The 19,364-nt window shown below is 61.3% G+C and carries 14 protein-coding genes; 7 read left to right on the forward strand and 7 right to left on the reverse strand.

Translation table 11 applies throughout. The features are described 5' to 3' along the window. Window positions 1-8 precede the first annotated feature (8 nt). Entirely contained in the window at window positions 9-728 is a 720-nt protein-coding gene (gene minC, locus NKJ15_RS20870; protein WP_352817232.1) for a septum site-determining protein MinC, read from the reverse strand. Between the two features lie 238 nt (window positions 729-966). Between minC and NKJ15_RS20875 the strand changes: the two genes are divergently transcribed. Next, entirely contained in the window at window positions 967-1,827 is an 861-nt protein-coding gene (locus NKJ15_RS20875; protein WP_352817234.1) for an alpha/beta hydrolase, read from the forward strand. A gap of 94 nt (window positions 1,828-1,921) precedes the next feature. Here NKJ15_RS20875 and NKJ15_RS20880 read toward each other — a convergent pair whose 3' ends face one another. Together NKJ15_RS20880 and NKJ15_RS20885 are read right to left on the reverse strand one after the other, a co-directional pair. Then, window positions 1,922-3,028 (reverse strand): glycosyltransferase, encoded by a 1,107-nt coding sequence (locus tag NKJ15_RS20880; RefSeq protein ID WP_352817237.1) that lies wholly within the window; start codon window positions 3,026-3,028, stop codon window positions 1,922-1,924. A gap of 8 nt (window positions 3,029-3,036) precedes the next feature. After that, complete coding sequence (locus NKJ15_RS20885) at window positions 3,037-4,587, reverse strand: GumC family protein (RefSeq protein WP_352817240.1); 1,551 nt, start codon at window positions 4,585-4,587, stop codon at window positions 3,037-3,039. A gap of 167 nt (window positions 4,588-4,754) precedes the next feature. Between NKJ15_RS20885 and NKJ15_RS20890 the strand changes: the two genes are divergently transcribed. Next, window positions 4,755-6,065, forward strand: coding sequence for a VpsF family polysaccharide biosynthesis protein (locus NKJ15_RS20890; protein ID WP_352449650.1), 1,311 nt, complete (start codon window positions 4,755-4,757; stop codon window positions 6,063-6,065). Between the two features lie 19 nt (window positions 6,066-6,084). Here the strand turns inward: NKJ15_RS20890 and NKJ15_RS20895 are convergent, their stop codons facing one another. After that, the gene (locus NKJ15_RS20895; RefSeq protein ID WP_352817242.1) at window positions 6,085-7,527 is read right to left on the reverse strand and encodes a glucosamine inositolphosphorylceramide transferase family protein; all 1,443 of its coding nucleotides are present in this window, start codon (window positions 7,525-7,527) and stop codon (window positions 6,085-6,087) included. A 201-nt stretch (window positions 7,528-7,728) separates the two neighbouring features. Between NKJ15_RS20895 and wecB the strand changes: the two genes are divergently transcribed. The 3 genes from wecB to NKJ15_RS20910 are packed head-to-tail and all read left to right on the forward strand — an operon-like array spanning window position 7,729 to window position 11,007. Continuing rightward, window positions 7,729-8,883 carry a non-hydrolyzing UDP-N-acetylglucosamine 2-epimerase gene (wecB, locus tag NKJ15_RS20900; protein WP_352541699.1) on the forward strand — a complete coding sequence of 385 codons (1,155 nt, stop codon included), beginning with the start codon at window positions 7,729-7,731 and terminating at the stop codon, window positions 8,881-8,883. Next, window positions 8,876-10,207 (forward strand): UDP-N-acetyl-D-mannosamine dehydrogenase, encoded by a 1,332-nt coding sequence (gene wecC, locus NKJ15_RS20905; RefSeq protein ID WP_352569040.1) that lies wholly within the window; start codon window positions 8,876-8,878, stop codon window positions 10,205-10,207. The genes wecB and wecC overlap by 8 nt, the downstream gene beginning before the upstream one ends. Continuing rightward, on the forward strand, window positions 10,204-11,007 hold the full coding sequence (locus NKJ15_RS20910) for a WecB/TagA/CpsF family glycosyltransferase (RefSeq protein WP_031211886.1): 804 nt from the start codon (window positions 10,204-10,206) through the stop codon (window positions 11,005-11,007). The genes wecC and NKJ15_RS20910 overlap by 4 nt, the downstream gene beginning before the upstream one ends. 45 nt (window positions 11,008-11,052) lie before the next feature. Here the strand turns inward: NKJ15_RS20910 and NKJ15_RS20915 are convergent, their stop codons facing one another. Then, window positions 11,053-12,492, reverse strand: a complete 1,440-nt coding sequence (locus tag NKJ15_RS20915) for a lipopolysaccharide biosynthesis protein (RefSeq protein ID WP_352771238.1) — start codon at window positions 12,490-12,492, stop codon at window positions 11,053-11,055. 169 nt (window positions 12,493-12,661) lie between these two features. Between NKJ15_RS20915 and NKJ15_RS20920 the strand changes: the two genes are divergently transcribed. Further along, complete coding sequence (locus NKJ15_RS20920) at window positions 12,662-13,780, forward strand: glycosyltransferase family 4 protein (RefSeq protein WP_352501357.1); 1,119 nt, start codon at window positions 12,662-12,664, stop codon at window positions 13,778-13,780. On the opposite strand, the gene asnB is transcribed toward NKJ15_RS20920, so the two are convergent. Both asnB and NKJ15_RS20930 read right to left on the reverse strand, forming a co-directional pair. Further along, window positions 13,754-15,679, reverse strand: a complete 1,926-nt coding sequence (gene asnB / locus NKJ15_RS20925; protein ID WP_352817247.1) for an asparagine synthase (glutamine-hydrolyzing) — start codon at window positions 15,677-15,679, stop codon at window positions 13,754-13,756. The genes NKJ15_RS20920 and asnB overlap by 27 nt on opposite strands. 168 nt (window positions 15,680-15,847) lie before the next feature. Beyond that, window positions 15,848-17,089 (reverse strand): glycoside hydrolase family 5 protein, encoded by a 1,242-nt coding sequence (locus tag NKJ15_RS20930; protein WP_352817249.1) that lies wholly within the window; start codon window positions 17,087-17,089, stop codon window positions 15,848-15,850. Between the two features lie 116 nt (window positions 17,090-17,205). Here NKJ15_RS20930 and NKJ15_RS20935 point away from each other — a divergent pair, with 116 nt between their 5' ends. After that, window positions 17,206-19,134 (forward strand): heparinase II/III family protein, encoded by a 1,929-nt coding sequence (locus NKJ15_RS20935; protein WP_352817252.1) that lies wholly within the window; start codon window positions 17,206-17,208, stop codon window positions 19,132-19,134. Window positions 19,135-19,364: the final 230 nt, after the last annotated feature.

Raw genomic sequence — 19,364 nt, forward strand, 5'->3', positions numbered from 1 at the left:
CAATGTTGTTAGTTGAGCGGTGCGACGCAAAGTGCGCCGTCCTCGAGAAAGGCCTGTACCGGCCTTCCTCGCGAGGAGGCGTCCATCTCCTCGGCAGTGCGGTACCAGCCGTCCACCGCCAGAAGTTCGGCTTCGTTTTTCCGGCAAAAGATGCGAGCCGCGGAATTTCCCGTGGCGCCGGCGAACGCACGTCCACGCAGCGTGCCGTAGACGTGGATCGATCCTCCGGCGATGATCTCGGAACCGGAACTGACGGAGCCGACAATGACCACATCGCCATCGGGATGAAAGATCGACTGGCCGGAGCGGATCGGTGCCTTGATCATCAATGAGTTCGGCGCCTGCGGCTCTTCCGTCTTGGCCTCAGCTGCGGCCTTCGGGTCCGGCTGCACGTAAAGCGCGTCGGCGGTGGCCTCCTTGGCGCCAACGAGGAGCGGCGGCAGATCGGCATCGAGAGCTACATTGCCATCGGCCTCGATCGCGTAGATGCGAATCCCGCGCTCCGCGAGTTGTAAGACCAGATCCCGCATCTCGCCCACCTCGGGCTTGAGTATATTCAGATCGAGCACGACCGGGCGGCCGGCAAAGAAGCCGGGAGAGTTTTCGGTCCAGTGATCGAGGCTTTGCAGCCATTCCCCAAGCGGGGCCTCAGGGGTGAGGGTGAAGGCTACAAACGAGCGCGCTCGAAAGCGTATGGACTTGTTTTGAATGGGAGCGACGCAGGTCACAGAGGCGAGTCCTTACTGATTGGTTAAAGCTAGCCCGGCATGGTTAACGAAAAGTTAATGGCGGCTTTCCGAGGCGTTGGCGGAGGCATTCTTTTTGTCCCTGATCGTCCCGCCGGCGCCCTGCTTCCGGTGCACGACGAGGTCCTCCTCGCGGCTGCCTGGAGGCGCCTCCAGTTCACGAGGTCGGCCGACCGGTATATTGTTGTCGGAACGCCGGGCCTATTAAGGAGTTATCGATTTGACAAGCGTTGCCAGGGGACCTGTCGCGGATCGCGGTCGCGCTGCCTATGACCTTGGCGCGACCGCCATCTTTGCTTCCAAATCAGACCCGCGCTTTCACTATTGCCTGTATGTGCCTCCCGCGGTTGGGGAAGGGGCCAAAGTCGATCTGATGGTCGCTGTCCATGGCACCGGCCGCACCTCTTTTCTTGGATTCCGCGACGCGTTTTCCGAGTTCGGACGCTGGAACGGCTGCGCCGTTTTGTGTCCGCTGTTTCCAATCGGCGTTCTCGGGGATGATGCCCGCAGCGGGTACAAATATTTGCTCGAGGGCAACATACGCTACGATCAGGTGCTGCTCGCCATGGTTGAGGAGGTCAGCGCCAAATACAGTCAGGATTGGAGCCGCTTTGCCATGTTCGGATTTTCCGGCGGCGGACATTTCACGCATCGTTTTGCTATCCTGCATCCCGACAGGCTCTGGGCGGCCTCAATCGGCGCGCCAGGCTCGGTGACCTTGCTCGATCCGACGCATGACTGGTGGGTGGGCATTCGCGATCTGCCGGAGAAGTTCGGCATCACCTTCGATGCCGCAGCGCTGGCAAAAGTGCCTTTCCAGATGATCGTCGGCGGCGCTGACCTGGAGACTTGGGAAATCACTCATGTCCAAGGCAGCACCCATTGGATGCCAGGCGCCAACGATGCCGGGCGAACACGGCCGGAACGCCTCATGGCATTGTGTCGATCGTTCGAGGAGGCGGGTGTGCGCGTGCGCTTCGATTTGCTGCCAGGCATATCTCATGAACGGGACGCGGTTCTCGATTCGGTCAAGGATTTCCTCGCCCAACAACTCAAGGAACGAGGAAACGTCTCACGATGAATTCGTTGCGCCCCAGCCCGTGAAGAGATTATCGCAATCAAAGCCCGACTACGTCGACCGCATCCAACGCCGATTTGCTGCCAGTGCGTAACGACTAGAGCAACGCTTCGTATTGATTGCCAATCTTGTCGACTGTGAAATCCACCGCCCTGTTTTTCAGCACGGCAGCAGGGGTGGGGTGGTCCAGCGTCTCGGCCATCGCCTTCGCCAGGGCCGCGGCGTCACCGACCGGCACCAAGGTGCCGAAGCGGCCGTCACCGAGTATTTCGCGCGGGCCGTGCGGAGCATCGGTGGAGATTACGGGGACACCGGCGGCCATGGCCTCGACCAAGACGTTGCCAAAGCCTTCGCTCGTGGATGTAAGGACGAACAGATCGGCTGCGGCGTAACAGGCTGCGGGATCGTTGACGTAGCCGGCAAAGAGTACGTCCTGGCCAATGCCGATCTGCTCGGCACAGGCGTGCAATTTGGCAGCCAGCGGACCTTCGCCGAAGATGACAAGCCGGGCAGGGCGGCCGGCGCGCAGGGCAGCGAAGGCCCGCAGCAAAGTCCGGTGGTCCTTGACCGGCACCAGGCGTCCCGCGGTGGCGATGACCGGGCCATTGCCCATCGCCGCCAACGCTGCCTGCCAGGCATAGGAATTCCTCTGCGGTGCTACAGCCGGCGGCAGCGGGTTGTTGATGACGACAACCTTCGATTCGGGGAAGCCTCGGGCGATGATGTCACGGCCGACACCCGCCGAAACGGCGATGGCTTTGGTTGCGCGCGCTGCAACCAGCGCGGAAAGCCAGATCGCCAGCCTGGCGCCGAGGCCGCTGGCAGGCAGCGAGGCCGCGGCATGGAAGCTTGGAAAGAATTTTGCCCGGCTTCTGGCCAACATGAGTGACAGCGCCATCACCAGATTGGCGAATTCCGGGGCGCTATAGACCGCATCAGGATCAAGGCGGCGGAACAAATTTGCGCTTCGCACGATGCCTTTCAGCGTCGCCGACTTGGCGTAACCCTCGCCGCGCAAGGGAAGGCCGAAGTCGACCAGATGCACGGCAGCGGAACGCAGCGCGGCGTTAGGGCCTTCCGCGTTCCAGGTAAAAAGCGTGACCTCGTGGCCACGCGATGCCAGTTCATTTGCCATCAGGACGAAAACACGTTCGGCGCCCCCGCCCCTCAGGCTGGCGATGTGGAAAACGATGCGCTTCACCATGCCTTGCTTCAGGCTCGGCTGGCGGCAACGCCTGATCGGGTCGGCGGCCGGCGCATGTCGCGGATGATGCCCATGCCGATGGCCAGCAGCATCCCCAGGGCAAAGCCTGCGAACGCTCCGGCGCCTGCCACCAGGGCAGTGCGCGGGGGCCATGAGCGCGCGGGCGGGGGCACCGCGGTCGAAATCACCTGTACGTTTGTGGTGTCGATCTGCTCGCGCTCGCTGATTTGGCGCGCACGTGACAGGAAGCTCTCATAGACCGCTCTCTTGGACGCGGCATCGCGTTCAAGTTCACGCAGGGCGACCTCGGATTCGCTGTCGGTGAATACATTGCCCTTCAGATCGTTCATCCGGGCGTTGAGAGAAGCCAACGAGGCCCGGGCCTTGTCCAGGCTGGCCTTTGCCGTGCCGACGGTGCGGGAGAACTCGGCCCGGAGTTGCGAGTTGACGGTCTCGAGTTCCGTCCTGAGCCTGACAATCGTCGGGTGGCGCGGACCGAAGGTCATCGACTGTGAGTCGATCTGCTGCCGCAGGCTGTTTGACCTGTCGCGCAGCGCAGCGAGCGCTTCCGAAACCGTGGGGTCGGGATTGGCCCCGTTGATACCGGAGGCAACCAGGGCGTCGTAGCTTGCCTGCGCGGCGATGACACGCGATTGCGCATCGACGATTTCGCCATTGAGCTGCGTCAGCGTCTGCGAACTGACGAGCTGGCCATTGCTGGACGACAGGTTGTGGCTGCGCCTGTAGCTCTCGACCTTCTCTTCGGCTGCCTGCACGTCGCTCTTGAGTTGGCCAAGCCGGCTGTCAAGGGCAGCCGCGGCACGGCTGGCGCCGGCAGCTTCGGCCTTAGCCAGTTCTTCCTGGAAGTTTTTGACTATGGCCTGCGAGATCAGGATCGCCTTGGCGGTGGTTTCCGCAGATACCGAGAGGGTTGTGACAAATGAGGTCGGATCCGCGATGGCGTCTACCCGGTCCGCCAGGTTCTTCAAGGCGATGAGCCTCGGGTCGGGCTTCGCCACAGCGCCGGACGAGGATGTGCTCCGGTCCGGATCGAAAAACTCCGGATCGTGAGTCAGATTCAGTTCGTCCACCACACGGGAAAGCACGTTGCCCGAGGTCAGGATGCGCTGCTTGCTGCGCGTGCTGAGCAGCTGGCTATCGACCTGGCCCGGTTGCGAGTAGAGGTCGTTTTCCACAACCTGCAAATTGGATGGGTTGATGAGGACCTCGGTCGTGACGGTGTAACGCTGCTTGCTCAGCAATGCATAGGCGCCGCCGACAATGCCGCCGATTACCGCCAGCATGAAGGCCAGGGCGAGGCCGGCCCGCAACCAGACGAACAGGCGTCGAAAATCGAGCTCGAGGAAATCGCCGATCTTGTCCAGGGTCACCGTCGCGACAGGCTCTGGAGGTTGCGGCGTCACCGGCGCGGAGCTTAACGCCGCGACTGGGCCATGCTGTTGCAGCAATGCCCTGCGCCGTGCATTGGCGATACGCTCGAATGCACTGTTATTGGAAGCCGTCGCGGAGATAGGGGGTGTGCCGGAACCGGCAGACATGGTGACAACCCTTGTTAAATCATTACGCTTGGCCTGCTCTACAGAAACATCGTTAACATCTTATTTTCCAAGTTGGCCCATTTTACCGCTCACGCTGTCCGTCCGGCGGACGTTGAAGGGATTTCGTTGCCCAGAATGCCGTTCGAATATCGCCATTTGGATGGGCCATGAGCTATCCCGCTGCCGCTTCGGAACGATTATCGTCCAGCCGAGCGCGCCGTCAGAACGCGCTGTCGCTGCTGTTTTTCCTATGCGCGGCGTTCGCGCTCCTGCTTCGCTTTACGGTATCACCGCAGGTGATGAACATGGTCGTCGACTATACGGCCCAGGGAGGCTCGTTCTACGAGAAGCTGCATTTCGGCACCTATGCGATCATCCTGCTGCTTCCTATCGTTCTTTTCAGCCGGCCGTTTCTGCTGCACGGCGACGAAATTGGAATATTCAAGGCGTTGATCCGCTATTCGGTGCTGATGTTCGCGCTGGTGCCCTATCTGTTCGTTACCGGCCGTGCGGGCTCCTCCGGGTTCATCATCGATACCTATCTGGTGGCCGGCGCCACAGGCCTGTTGATGCTGGCATTGAATGCAGAGGTGCGGCGGGCGCTGGGGGACGTCGTGCTCGGGATGGCGATCCTGAGCGCTGTCATCGGCACCATCGAGGCGGTGACTCAACATCGGCTGTTGCCCTATGGGTTGAACGAACTGCAATTCAGGCCAACTGGCCTGTCGGCCCATCCGCTGGCACTGGGCGCGCTCTGCGCCACAACCATCGGATTCGTGCCGCTGACGCACTGGCGCATATGGGCGCGGGTGATGGCGATCTTCCTGTTGTTCATCGGTTGCGCTGCATCGGGCGCTCGCGCCGCGCTGATGCTCGCCACCGGCGAAATCCTCATTCTGCTGCTGTTCGTGCCTTGGCCGGGCCTGTCGCTCAAATATGAGCGGCAGGCCAAATTTGTCGTGCTGATGTTCACCGTGACAGGCGGCGCGGTGCTTGTTGCGATGCTGTTTGCGGGCGGTCTGCTGAATCGGTTCAGCAACACCATCTTCGACGAAAACTTCATGGCCCGGGTGACCATTTATCAGGTGTTCGGACTGGTCAGCTGGAACGACATCCTGTTCGGCATGAACGTTGACGACCTGCTGGCGATCGTCCGGCAGAAGCTGCATCTGCCCTACATCGAAAGCGCGCCGGTGGTAATTATCTTGCTCTTCGGCCTGCCCATAGCCCTGCTGTTTACAGCGCTGATATTCTGGTTCGTCTTCCGGCTGCTGCGCGGGGCGCCGCTGCCGGCATGGATCGGCACCATAACGTTCTTGCTTGCCGCGCTGTCAAACAACGCGCTTTCGTCAAAAACGCCGGACATGACGATCATCGTGGTGTTGCTGCTTGCCTACAGGAAGCAGCCCCATGGAGGCTCGCTCGAGAGCATGCCTTCGGCCGCTGCATCCAGCCCAAACCCGGCTGGATCTCGTTAAGCACGGACCTCGGGTCCGGTCAGCCGGCGCTGTCCACGACCTCGACACCGCCCGCGCGATTGAGCGTGTGAATGCCGGACCGAGCCCATGCCGGCCCGGGATCGATTGGGCGGGGCAGTTCAAAACGGACGTCGAAATCATCAAGCCGATCCAGCCGCATCAATCCCAGGCCGCCGCCATAGGCTCTAGACCCGTTTTGCACCGGCAGCAGCAAAGCGTCGCCCTGGCGGATGAAAGCGCCGCCCGGCCGAGTGGCCGAGTGATCGACGGCGATGGGATTGAGCGCATGCGCGACCCAAGGCCCACGCAGCGCAGGGGCGGAATAGACCGCCATCGTGTCGGACGCGCTGCCGTAACCGAACCGCTCCGTCCCCAACAGCCAGAAACGGCCGTCGGATTCGAGCAGCGTGGCGTCGTTGAAATCCCTGTCCGTCATCAGCACCGTATCGCGTACCCAGCGATCCGGAAACTGCACGGCACGGTAGAGCACCACTTCGCGCGCCGTAGCGCTTTCAGGGATCATGAAAATCTCGCCGGAGTGAGCGAACACCTGCGGATATGACAGATGATGCGCTTCGTCCAGCACCACTTTCGGTACGCCGAAATTGCCGTCGGTGCCAAGTTCAGCGACGGAAATCACCCCGCGGCCGGTGGAGTAGGGAAACTCCTCGACAAACAGAAAATGACGGCCGTCGCGCTCGAGAACGAACGGATCGGCGTAGAAGCGCTGCCCGTCATCGGCAAGCACGGTGAAGGGCTTACCATCCAGCAGTCCGGTTTCGGCGACGCCTGGACCGTCGATCAGCCGATAAGCAACCTGCCAATAGAAGGGACGCCGACCACGTCGCAGTTTTTGCACGGCGCGGTCGACTAACCCCCTGCCGAAAAAGGGCAGATAGTGCCCGATAAATCCGCCTTTCTGCAGGGGCGGCGCCGGGCTCTCGGCAATCGGCGCAAGTTTGCCCGCGGAAAAGCGGGCGACACATTGGGCAATCAGGGAGATGGCGCCGGCGAGCAGGTCGTTGCTGGTTCGGGACAGCCACAACCGGTCGCTGATCATCGGCCGCGCCCTGGCGACGGCAACGCCGTCGAGGCGCGCGGTGAGTTCGGGCAGCCGCCCGCTCGCCAGCATCTCGGTCATGCCTGCGGTAAAGCTGCTTTGGCCGCAAAATTCGAGCGTCAGGACAGGCGTGCCGCGTCGTGCGGCGGTAGCCGTGAGATCGACTATAAGATCGACTGGGCCGGTGTCGCCGGACGGCAACGGCCGGGAACGGCTTGCCAGTGAGGGGCCGAAGCGCCGGCCCTCGAGCGCCAGCACATTATCCATCGTGCGCGCATTGGGTTCAGGCGTCGGCGCGCGGCAACTCGAAACCGCATGTCCAGCCGCACTCAACCGCGCCAGAAGCTCATTTTCCCAGCGCCGGGATGTGTCGGCGTGGCCGATGATTAAAATATTAGTCAATCCAATATATTCTTTTTCAAGACTACTGCCATAGACTACTTGTCAGCCCAACCTTTCACAAGAGTTAAACCGGGAGAACGCGGCCTTGGTTGTTAATCATATATTAAGAATTGAGATCACGAAGGCGCTTTCCGGCGCTATTATGACTCTTGCGGGCAATAGTCGGCATGTCCCGAAGGCTGCAGGCGACCAGGATCAGCGATGAACGTCCTTTCACGTCCAAAACTGCCATCCAGGCAGAAACTGCTGATCGTGTTCGGCACTAGGCCGGAGGCACTCAAATGCTTTCCAGTGGCGCGTGCCGCCCTCGCTCATCCAGGCTTCATCACCGAAATATGCATAACCGCCCAGCATCGTGAAATGGTCGACCAGGTTGTCGAGCTGACCGGCTTGCCTGTGCACCACGATCTCAACATCATGCAACCCGGCCAGTCGCTGTTCGATGTGACCTCGCGCGTGCTCCTGGGCATGGCCGAGGTGTTGGACAAGGCGAAGCCCGATATCGTCATGGTACAGGGCGACACCACCACGGCAATGGCCGCGGCTCTTGCTGCCTTCTACAAGCGTATCCCCGTCGCTCATGTCGAAGCAGGATTGCGCAGCCACAACATCAACTCGCCGTTTCCTGAAGAACTGAACCGCAAGATTGCCGGCGACATCGCCACCTGGCATTTTGCGCCGACCGTTCAAGCGCGCGACAATCTCATCGCCGAAGGAAAGGCCGAAAGCACCATTTTCGTGACCGGCAACACGGTGATCGACACGCTGTTGCATTTTTCAAGCGCGATCGATGCCGACAGGCTGATGAACGCGAAGCTCGCTGCCAGCTTCCCCTTCCTCGACCCTTCCAAGAAGATGATCCTCGTCACCGGACATCGCCGCGAGAATTTTGACGGCGGCATTCAGCGCATCTGTACGGCGTTGAAGGGATTGGCGGCGCGGGGAGACGTGCAGATCGTCTACCCTGTCCATCCAAACCCCAATGTGCGCTCGGTGGTCAACGCAGAGCTGGAAGGCGTGCCGAACATCCATCTGGTCGAGCCGCAGGACTATCTGCCGTTCCTGTACCTGCAGAAGCAGAGCTATCTGGTGCTTACCGATAGCGGCGGCGTGCAGGAAGAAGCGCCTTCGCTCGGCAAGCCGGTGCTGGTGATGCGCGAAAATACCGAGCGACCCGAGGGGATCGTGGCCGGCACCGCCCGCCTTGTCGGCACCGATGTCGAAAAAATCCTGTTCAACGCCAATCGCCTGCTCGACGATCAGGCTGCCTATCGCGGCATGGCGGAACGACACAACCCATATGGCGATGGCCGGGCTAGTAACCGGATTGTTGAGGAACTGCTGCATCATGGCTGAAATCAAAACCGTTTCCGTAATCGGCATGGGATATATCGGCCTGCCGACCTGCGCCATTTTCGCCAGCCGCGGGCTCAACGTCATTGGCGTCGATGTCAACGGAGCGGTGGTCGAGAAGGTCAATCGCGGCGAAATCCACATCGTCGAGCCGGACCTTGACGGTCTGATCCAGAAGGTCGTGGCGAACGGCAAGCTCATGGCCTACAGCACGCCGCAGCCGGCGGACGCCTATATCATCGCCGTGCCGACCCCGATGACCCACGATCATAAGCCGGACGTAACCTACGTGCTCGCGGCGGCACGAAGCATCGCCCCCGTGCTGAAGCGCGGAGACCTTGTGGTATTGGAATCGACATCGCCGGTTGGAACCACGCGTATCATGACCGGGCTGCTTGCCGAGTTGCGGCCTGATCTCAAATTTCCTGTCCAGCATGGCGAAGACGCCGATGTGCTGGTCGCCTATTCGCCCGAGCGTGTGCTGCCGGGAAAGGTGCTGACCGAGCTGATCAACAACGATCGCTCGATCGGGGGATTGTCCCGCAAATCGTCGGAGCGGACCGCGGCACTCTATTCAACCTTCGTCACCGGCGACCTGTTCATGACGACGGCCGAAAGTGCTGAGCTGGTGAAACTGACCGAGAACGCGTTCCGCGACGTCAACATCGCCTTCGCCAACGAGCTTGCTGCAGTGTGCCAGGACCTGTCGCTCAATGTCTGGGAAGTGATCGATCTCGCCAATCGGCACCCTCGCGTGAACATCCTCCAGCCGAGCCCGGGCGTCGGCGGTCACTGCATTGCGGTCGATCCATATTTTATCATCGACGCCGCACCCAACAGCACGCGGCTGATGGCTTCGGCACGCCGGATCAATTCCGAGCGGCCGATGTCGGTGGTCAGGGATATCGAGGCCTTGCTCGACCCCTCCCGCAAGCAAACGATCGCCTGTCTTGGCCTCAGCTTCAAAGCCAATATCGACGATCTGCGCGAGAGCCCGGCCGTCGAGGTGGTGAAGCTTCTGTCCGATAACCCCAATGTGAAGATCATTGCGGCTGAACCCAACACAAATGCGCTGCCGCATGAGCTCGAGGGCAGGGGCATCGTGTTCACCGACGCACTTTCGGCCATCGACAAGTCCGATATCGTCGTCCTCCTGGTCGACCATCGGCAGTTCAATCTGGTCGACCCCGAAGCGCTCAAGGACAAGAAGCTCGTCGATACGAGGGGTCTGTGGACGTGGCGCAAGGCACGCAAGCCCGACGCCCGCATCGAAGGCAAGAAACCAGAGGTCGCACAAGTGACGCTTGCAAGGGAGCAGGCCGCATGAACGCGCACGCCCCGGCATGGGCGCAGCATTCCCTGTTGGCATCACGGCGCCGGGAGTTCCTTGGTGCACCGATCCATGCGCTGACCATGGCCGAGACACTGGCCATCGCCGACGAGGCGATGACCCTGGGGCGGCCGCTGCATCATGTGGTCGTGAACGTCGCCAAGCTGGTGACCATGCGCCAGAATGCCGAGCTGCGCGAGGACGTGGCCGGGGCGGACGTGGTCAATGTCGACGGCATCGGCGTGCTTTGGGGTGCACGTCTGTGCGGCGTCGCGCTGCCCGAGCGGGTGGCGGGCGTCGACATCATGATCAATCTGCTGAGCCTCTGCGCGAAGCGTGGATTCAGGCCGTATCTGCTGGGGGCCGAACAGCACGTTCTCGACGCGGTTGTAGTGAGACTTGCCAAGGACCATCCGAGCCTCGTCATAGCGGGAATGCGCAACGGCTATTTCAAGCCGGAGGACGAGGCCGGGATCGTCGCGGCGATCAACGCCTCGGGCGCCGACTGCCTGCTGGTGGCCATGCCGACACCGCGCAAGGAACGCTTTCTCAAACGCTACCGCGATGAACTCGCCTCAAGCTTCGTGATGGGCGTAGGCGGCAGTTTCGACGTCTATGGGGGCAAGGTTGCCCGTGCGCCGAAGCTGATACAAGCGGCCGGCCTGGAGTGGCTGTTCCGCGTCGTCCAGGAGCCGCGACGCTTGTGGCGCCGCTACTACGACACCAACACTGCCTATGCGGGACTGCTGTGCCGGGAGTTCTGGGAGCGTCGCTGGCGCCGAAACGCCGGTTTATAGTTTCGCGTTCCCCCCACAAAACAGGCGTTGCCCCTGGACTTCGCTTTACGCGATCCGTAGCCGCGCTCGCAGCTGGGCGACGAATTGCGTCGCTGCCACGGGGTGGAACAACGAGGTCAGCCCGAAGAAAACCGCGGCGCCGGTGGTGCCGCCGGCGACAAGCGAGAAGATCGCCGGCACGTCGCCGGCCACCATGCTGGCAAGCTTGGCGGCCACCCCCGTGCTGAGCGAGATGATTACCGAAACACCGATGTCGCGCCACGGCACCGGCACCGGTGTGAGCCGCTCGCTGATGATGATGCAGGTTATGGAGCCCACCACGGAGCCCCCCGCCAGCGCCAAAGCGGCGCCGATCTCCGCCATCGGGGGGATCAACAGCAGGGACAATGCGATTGTTGCCACCGAGCCGAAGAGATTGGCGATGATCAGCAGCCACGGCCGCTTGTGCGCGTGCACCACGACGCCATAGACGAAGCTGGTGAGGTTGGCGCACAGCACGCTGAAGGCAATGATCGGAAACAGCAGGCCGAAGCGGCCGTGATATTGCGAGGGCAGCATGAGCTCGGTGATATCGCTGCTGAGCGCGACCAGCATCGCTGCAATCGGCAGGCAAAGCCGCATCATCAAGGCCATTAACTGCGACAGCAACCGACCCGATGCCGCGGGCCCATCCTCGTCGAACCGGCTAACCACCTCGGGAAAGGCGCCCATGTTGATAGCGTTGGCGACCATATCGATCGGCTGGCGGGCCAGCGCATAGGCTGCCGCGAAGATCGCCACGGCGCTGGCATCGTAATAGAACTTGAGGAACAGACGCTCCGCGCTGTTGAGCCCGAAGCCAACCAGCGCCATGATGATCAGCGGCACACCGAGCGCAAAGAAGTCCCTGTGGGTGAAACGCGGCGGACCGGCAACGAGCCGTCGCGATGCCATGATGCCCGCCACGATGCCGGCAATCAAGGCGCCGAGGCTCGAGCCGAGCGACACCGTCAGAAAGCTGTCCTGAAAGACAAGGATAGCGCCGATCGGTAACGCGAGTTGCAGCAGGGCACGCAGGGCTTCTAGCATCGAATAGACCGAATGGCGCTGCTGCATCTGCAGCACCGTCAACGCGAAGCGGCTGATGGACCCGGCGACCAGATAGCCGCAGACTGCGATCGCGAACTCGATCCAGCGTTCAGGCACGATCACCGCCGACGCGCCTACCGATATGACCAGCGCCAGTGCTGTGGTGGCAAGCAACACCTGCCCGGCCAGCATCAGGCTGCCGCGGCTGACTTCGCCCTTGCCGCCAAGCCTGAGCAAGGCGATGCGCAGCCAGTTGGTGACGGCAATGTCGGTCATTTCCCCGACGGTCACCACCAGGGTGAGCAGGCCATACTCGGTCTGGTCGATCAAACGCGTCACGACGACCAGCAGGAGCAGCGCCGAAATTCGCGTCAGCAGGATCGCCGGAGCATAAATGAGCGTGGAACGGAGCAGCAAGGGCGTGTCCCTGGAAAACTCACCTTCGACTAGCCGCCGACTGGCGGAAAATCCAGCCCGATGACGCCGAAGGGTGAACAGATTCAGTTTGAACTAAAAGATTTGCCGTAAAACTTATCGGGAACGTTTGCTTTGCAGTTACCCGGTCTGTGTTATTTAGAGTACCATCATGTTGCAGCGCCTCATATCCGATCGAAAAATACATGTCCTGGTCGCGACGCCCTCGGGCGTTTCGGGGCAGGGCGGCATCGACCGCATCATGGGCGCGCTGAAGCAGGAGTTCGAACGGCAAGAAATCGCCGACATCGATGTGTGCTTCCTTGCCAGTCGTGGCCCGGGGCATGTCGGACTTTCGATCTTCTATATGCTCGGTTTTTGCTTACGGATGCTTAAAGCGCGTCTGGCTGGACGCGCCGATGTCATTCATATCAACATCTCAGTTTCCGGCAGCACCTACCGCAAGATGGTGATCGCCGCCTGCGCACGGCTGCTGTCGATACCCTATGTCCTGCATTTGCACGGGGCGCAGTATCAGACATTCTGGAAAGCCGACCGCGGTTTCATTAGCCGCCGTATCAAAGCTCTGTTCGAGCATGCCGATCGGGTGATCGTTTTGGGCAGGCTTTGGCGCGATTTCGTCGCCAGCCGGGCGCCGGGCGCAGCCGGCAATATCGTGATCGTGCCCAATGCGACCGAAGTCCCGTCGCTGGCGCATGTCGGCGGCGGCGACCATGTGCATATCCTGTTCCTGGGCCGCATCGGCGACCGCAAGGGCGTACCGCAATTGTTAGACGCGCTGCACCGCATGAGCCCTGTCAAGAATTGGCGCGCCACGATTGCCGGCGATGGCGAAGTCGAGGCGGCACGGGCAAAATCGGCCGCGCTGGGGATTGCAGACCGGATCGCCTTTCCGGGTTGGGTGGGACCGGACGATGTCGCATCGCTGATTTCTTCGGCCGATATTCTGGTTCTTCCATCCTTCGCCGAAAATCTGCCGATGTCGGTGATCGAAGGCATGGCAGCCGGTTTGGCGGTGGTGGCGACCCCGGTTGGCGCCGTCGAAGACATAATCACCGACGGGCAATCCGGGCTGCTGGTGCCGCCAGGCGATGTTACAGCGTTGACCGAGGCGCTGAGCCGCCTCGCGGAGAACCCGGCACTGCGGGCAAAGCTTGGTGCCGGTGCCATGGCAGTGCATCGGGAACGGCTTGAGCTCGCCCCGTTTGTCGGCGCAATCTGCGATGTCTGGCGGTCGGCCGCGTCAAGCCGTCAAACGGTCAAGCGCTGAGGCCGACGATCGCGGCGGCGCGTCGAGCCTGAATTCGCGGTGGAATATCTCCAAATTCAACAGCGCCCATATCAGCTTTTCGTGGTCTGCAGCACGCGTGGTGTGTTCCGAGACGATTTGATCTAGCTGTTTAGGACTCAGATAGCTGCGAATGACAGAGTGAGGCGAGCAAAGATGGTCATGCAGGTAGTTCCTCATCGATCCGCGAAACCATTCGGCGACCGGTACCTTGAACCCGACCTTGCGGCGGCTGAGAATTTCCTCCGGGAGGATATTGGCCATGCTGTCGCGCAGGATCTGCTTGCTGTGCAACCAACCCAGCCTGTAGCGATCGGGCAATTTGCTGACGAATGAAACCAGGTCTCGATCCAGGAACGGCATTCTTCCTTCGATTGAACCGGCCATCATCATGTGGTCGCCTCGTTCCAGGAGATTGTCAGGCAGCCACGATGTCTGATCGAAAAACAGCACGCGGCGAAGATGGGAAGCCGCAGCGCTTGACGAGAACGGAAAGTCGTTGCGCTCATAACGGCGATTTGCGGACGCGCCGATCAGGCAAGCGCTCTGCTGCGCCGAAACGGCTCCAAACCAGGAGACCATCCGGGCGGCAAAGTCCCTTTCGCCCGCGGTGCGGGCAAATGTATCGACCTTGGCCGACGCGCCCGGCATGGCGCGTACCAAAGGGGAAAGGACGTTATCGTGCAGCGAGGCTGGAACAAGCGACTGGTAGATCCCGGCCAGTGATTCCGCGCGATGCTTGGGATAGCCGCCGAGAATCTCGTCGGCTCCTTCTCCGGTGAGCACCATCTTGACGTCTTGCGAGGCTCGCTCCGACATCAGGTAAATTGGAATATCGCTGCTTTGCGAAACAGGTGCCCCGCGTTGGCGAACCATCGTCGGCAGATGATCCATCAGATCGCCTGGCTGGATTACAAGTTCGCAATGATCGGTCTTGAAATGATCGGCAACGCGTCGGGCGAATGCAAATTCGCTATAGGCTGCGTTGTCGAACCCGACGGAAAACGTGCGAATGGGCGTGGCGCTGTGCCTGGCCATCAGCGCGACGATAGCCGAGGAGTCGAGCCCTCCGGAGAGAAAGGCCCCAAAAGGTGCATCGCTGCGCATCCTGATCTCGACGGAATGGTCGAGCAATTCCAGAAATCGCCGCTTGGCGGTTTTTCCGTCGATCCGCTCGGTAACGGCCGCCTGGTCCGGAGGCGTATAGTAGCGCGTTTCCTTGACTACCCCTTGCGACCAGACAGCATAGCTTCCGGGATTGAGTTTGCGGATCTGTTTGAAGAGCGTGCGCGGTCCCGGCACATAACGCCAGTTCAGATACTCGTGCACGGCATCCAGATCGAGTTCCTGAGCATCTTGCTGCGATGACAACAATGCGTTGATCTCCGAGGCAAATAGCAGCAATTTTTCGCTTTGCATGAGGTAAAGCGGCTTTTCCCCGAAGGGATCCCGGGCGAGGATCAATTCCTGCCTCTGAGCATCCCAGAGTGCAAAGGCGAACATGCCGCTCAGCCGGTCGAACATTGACAAGCGCCACTGATCGTAGGCTCGGAGCAGCACCTCGGTATCGGAGCGCGTTCGAAAATGATGGCCAAGGCCGATCAGTTCCTGGCGCAGCTCGATGTAGTTATATATCTCGCCGTTGAAAATTATTTTGAGACGACCGTCCTCAATCTGCATCGGCTGATTCGACTCGGGCGCTAGGTCAATGATCGCCAGGCGGCGATGAACCAATGCCAATTGTTGCTCGCCGGTATTCAGGTCCAATATCTCGGTGCCTTCGGCATCGGGACCGCGATGCCGCAATGCGTTTGACATTTTGGCGGCCCGCTCTTGTGGATTTTTAGCCCTTCGCCCGATCCATCCGGCAATTCCACACATTGTTCCCCCCTAGGCGCGCGCATTCCCCACTCAGTACAACAAATGTGTTAAACACTTCGTGCCAATACAACCCAACCGGGAGAAAGCTGCCGCGGGCCGTTCCTCGATCGAGCCTGGCGGGTCAGGGATTGCCACCGGTTGTTCGCTAGTGAGGGCGTGTGGTGGCACCTATGGCAGGCCCAATGCCTGCAGCATCTCCGGGTCGGGAACCGGGGGACCATCGGGCGGGATGAGGCTCATCCCATAGGGATTGGAGAACTCCCAGGCAGACCATGGGATCGCGAAGCGTTCGGCCTCTCGGCGCACTGCCTTGAGATAGCGCGAACGGTCGGCCTCAAAGGCGCCCATGCGGCCGTCCGCGGACATGAGAATAGCGCCGAATTCGCCCATGAAGAGCCGCCGGCTGGGAATGCCATGGCCATCAGCCCAGTCGACAGCCTGGCGAAAGCTCGCCTCCAGTTGGCTCTGGCCCCAGTTCTGCTCGAAATAGTTCGCGATTGCTTGGCGCGCGGTGGCCATGTTCATGACCTGCTCGACCCTGCTCAAGCCGGCAGCGTCCATCCGCGCTCTAAGGGTTTCGGTCACCACTTCGGGTGTACTGCTGTCGGCCGGCCAGGGAAGTCCCGAAGCAAAGCTGATCGTGTCATCGGGCCGCTGGTGGGTGAAGCTGTGCGGCTCATACATATGGAAGCTGTAATAGAGGTTTGGGTCATCAAAGCCGGGGCTGAGGTTGACCAATCCGGCAATGCTGCCGCCGCAGGCGCCGGTTGCAACGATGGTAAGTTCGCTGCTGACCGCTCGAATTTCGTGGACGGTCCCTGCCATGATCCGCTGCCAGTGATCGCTGCCGCTCGCATCGCAAGGGTAGTATGCGGGCTCGTTGTAAGGTTCGAGGGCGACTTTGTCGGTGCCTATCTTGACCAGCATGGCGGCGACCGCCACAACCATTTGACGATAGCGGGCAACGCCCTCGCTGTCGGCGCCGCCATAGATCATCTCCATGCTGTAGTCGGGAACCTGAGTGACGCCATGCAGGTCGAAAACCACCTTGAGGCCGGTCGACGTGATCCGCTCGACGGCGGCGGCAAGTATGTCCAGCGCCTGCTGCCGCCTGGCGTCCCCGCTGGCAAGCAGCGGGCCGGGATCGACGCTCAGCCGGACGAAGTCGAAGCCCATCGATCGGATGTGGGCAAACACCTCCCCGGCCGGCCAGTCGGTGAGCGGCCTGCTTTCCGCAAGCCACTCCTTTTCGCTGCGATAGGGCGGCCAAACGTAGGTTCCGTCTTTCGCCACCGGCGACCAGTTGAGCCACTGATGCACGCCAACGCCGCGCTTGAGAGGGATGGGCTCTGCCTCGGCCGCCACAAGCAAGGCGAGCACCCAGGCAACAAAATACACCGCTTTTCGCATCGCTCCCTCCGCATGCTCGCGGGAGATATTAACCGCAACGAACGGGAAAGAAGATTGCCGGCCCGCAGCTTTTCGACGGCATGGTATACAAGGACCGAAACGTTGACGGGGCGTGCATGAGAATCGGCTGGTACATCAACCGATTGCGCAGCATGGGACCGGCCGAGGTGTTGCACCGGCTGGGCGAGCAACGTCGAAGGATCGCGTCGCGCCGCCGCGATGATGGGTGGGAGCGCTATCCATCGCCGCAGTTGCACCCAGTGCTGCCCGGATTTCGCCATGCTGCGCTGGCAGCGACCGACGCTCAACGGCAGGCCATAGCGGCGGCCGCGCAAGAGATGCTTCATGGCCGGTTTTCGGCACTCGGGCGGACATGGCCAAAGCGTGAGCCCGATCGTTTGTTTCCTGCTGAGCTTTGGCGTCTTGATCCGGTAACCGGCAGGCTTTGGCCTGGCGCCGAGGCTCATACTTTCGATATCGATTTTCGCGATGGCGGCGACCTTGGCGATATAAAATATGTCTGGGAGATCAACCGGCTGCAGCAATTGCCAGTACTGGCTGCACACCTGCTCCTCAGCGAGGACAATCGATCCCGGAGTGCCATTGAGGCGGCAATCGGCAGTTGGCATTCCGCCAATCCGCCGTACCGAGGCATTGGCTGGGCTTCCGGCATCGAAGTAGCGCTGCGAGCCATCAGCCTGATCGTCACCCTGGACCTTATCGGTGACCGGCTTGACCCGGCGACGCTGCGGAAAGCCGGTGAGATACTCGCGGCAAGCGCCTATTGGCTGCCGCGGTTTCCGTCGCGATATTCCTCCGCCAACAACCATCTCGTCGCAGAGTTGGCTGGCGAATATCTGGTTGGCCTGGCGCTCGGGGCCGAATCCGAAATTGCCCGCAGCGCCCTCTTAAATGAGACGCACAAGCAGATTCTTGCCGACGGCGCCGGTGCCGAGCAAACGCCGACCTATGCAGCCTTCAGCGCCGAACTCATCTTGCTGTGCGCCGCCGCGGCGCGCCAGGCGGGAACGCCGTTTCCCTCGGCCGTCGAAGCGCGTCTGGGCGCCTTCGCCAATTTCGTCGGCTGGCTGCCACAGAAAGCCGCCCGCTTCGGCGACGACGATGAGGGCCATGTGCTGAAGCTGGGCGACGAGCCGAACTATATCCGATCCGTCGCGGCCGCCATCCACGGCTTACTGGGGACGCCGGGCAACGCGCCGGAGCCTGACGATTTTCGTTCGCTTTTCTTTGGTGCGCCGTCAGGCCCGGCGCCCGCGGTGCATGGCTTGCAGACATTCACGCAAGGCGGGCTCTCCGTCTGGCGCGGAGCAATGAATGGCCGCAATGTCGAACTGACGTTCGACCATGGACCGCTCGGCTATCTCTCGATAGCGGCGCACGGCCATGCCGACGCGCTGTCGCTCACCCTGTGCATCGACGATGAGCCGGTGCTGGTCGATCCCGGCACCTGGCTCTACGGTTCGGGAGGCGCATGGCGCGACTGGTTCCGCTCCACACCGGCGCACAACACGCTGAACATCGAGGGCAAGAGCCAAAGCACCATCGCTGGAAATTTCAACTGGTCGCACAAGGCAGTCGCATCGCTGGTGGAGAGCGAACCGGGACCGCACTGGAGGCTGAGCGCCCGGCATGACGGCTATAGAAGCCGCTTCGGCGTCGTGCATCAGCGCACTTTGGCGCGCCAGGCCGATGGCATCCTCATCACCGACCAACTGCTCGGCGGCAGGCGCCAGTCCGAGATCGTCTTCCAACTGGCCCCCGGCCTCCATGCCGACCGGCACGAAGATACGGTCGCGGTATTGCGCGGCGACGAGGTACTGTTGGCCATCCGCTTTCCTGATGCTGCTCTCGATATCGGCGCCGGCGGTGACATGCCGGGCCAAGGCGGTTGGGTTTCACTGCGTTTTGGCAGCAGGCAGCAAGCCGAACGCCTCGCCTGGCACGGTGAAGTGGGCGAAGCCGGGATCGATATCCATCTTGCCCCAATTCACCCGCCGCGACAGCAAAAACCGGTGCCAACGTAGAGTTGCCGCGTGAGTTCCAGCCGTATTCGACATTAATTACGTTTGGACATTTAGCGGTTTCGTTACCGTTGATCTGCTAGTCTCGCACCATCCAGCCTGCTTTGCCCGCTGCGCCCCGCAACAGCCACTGGTTGCAGGCGGCGTAGCGAGTTTGGCGGGAATTTTGTGCTTTGCTATTCGCCAGATCGCCTTCTTACGACCCCCAGACTGCCTTCTTACGACCAGGAGCC

It is taken from the genome of Mesorhizobium sp. M0207, from assembly GCF_040321995.1.
Lineage (GTDB): Bacteria > Pseudomonadota > Alphaproteobacteria > Rhizobiales > Rhizobiaceae > Mesorhizobium.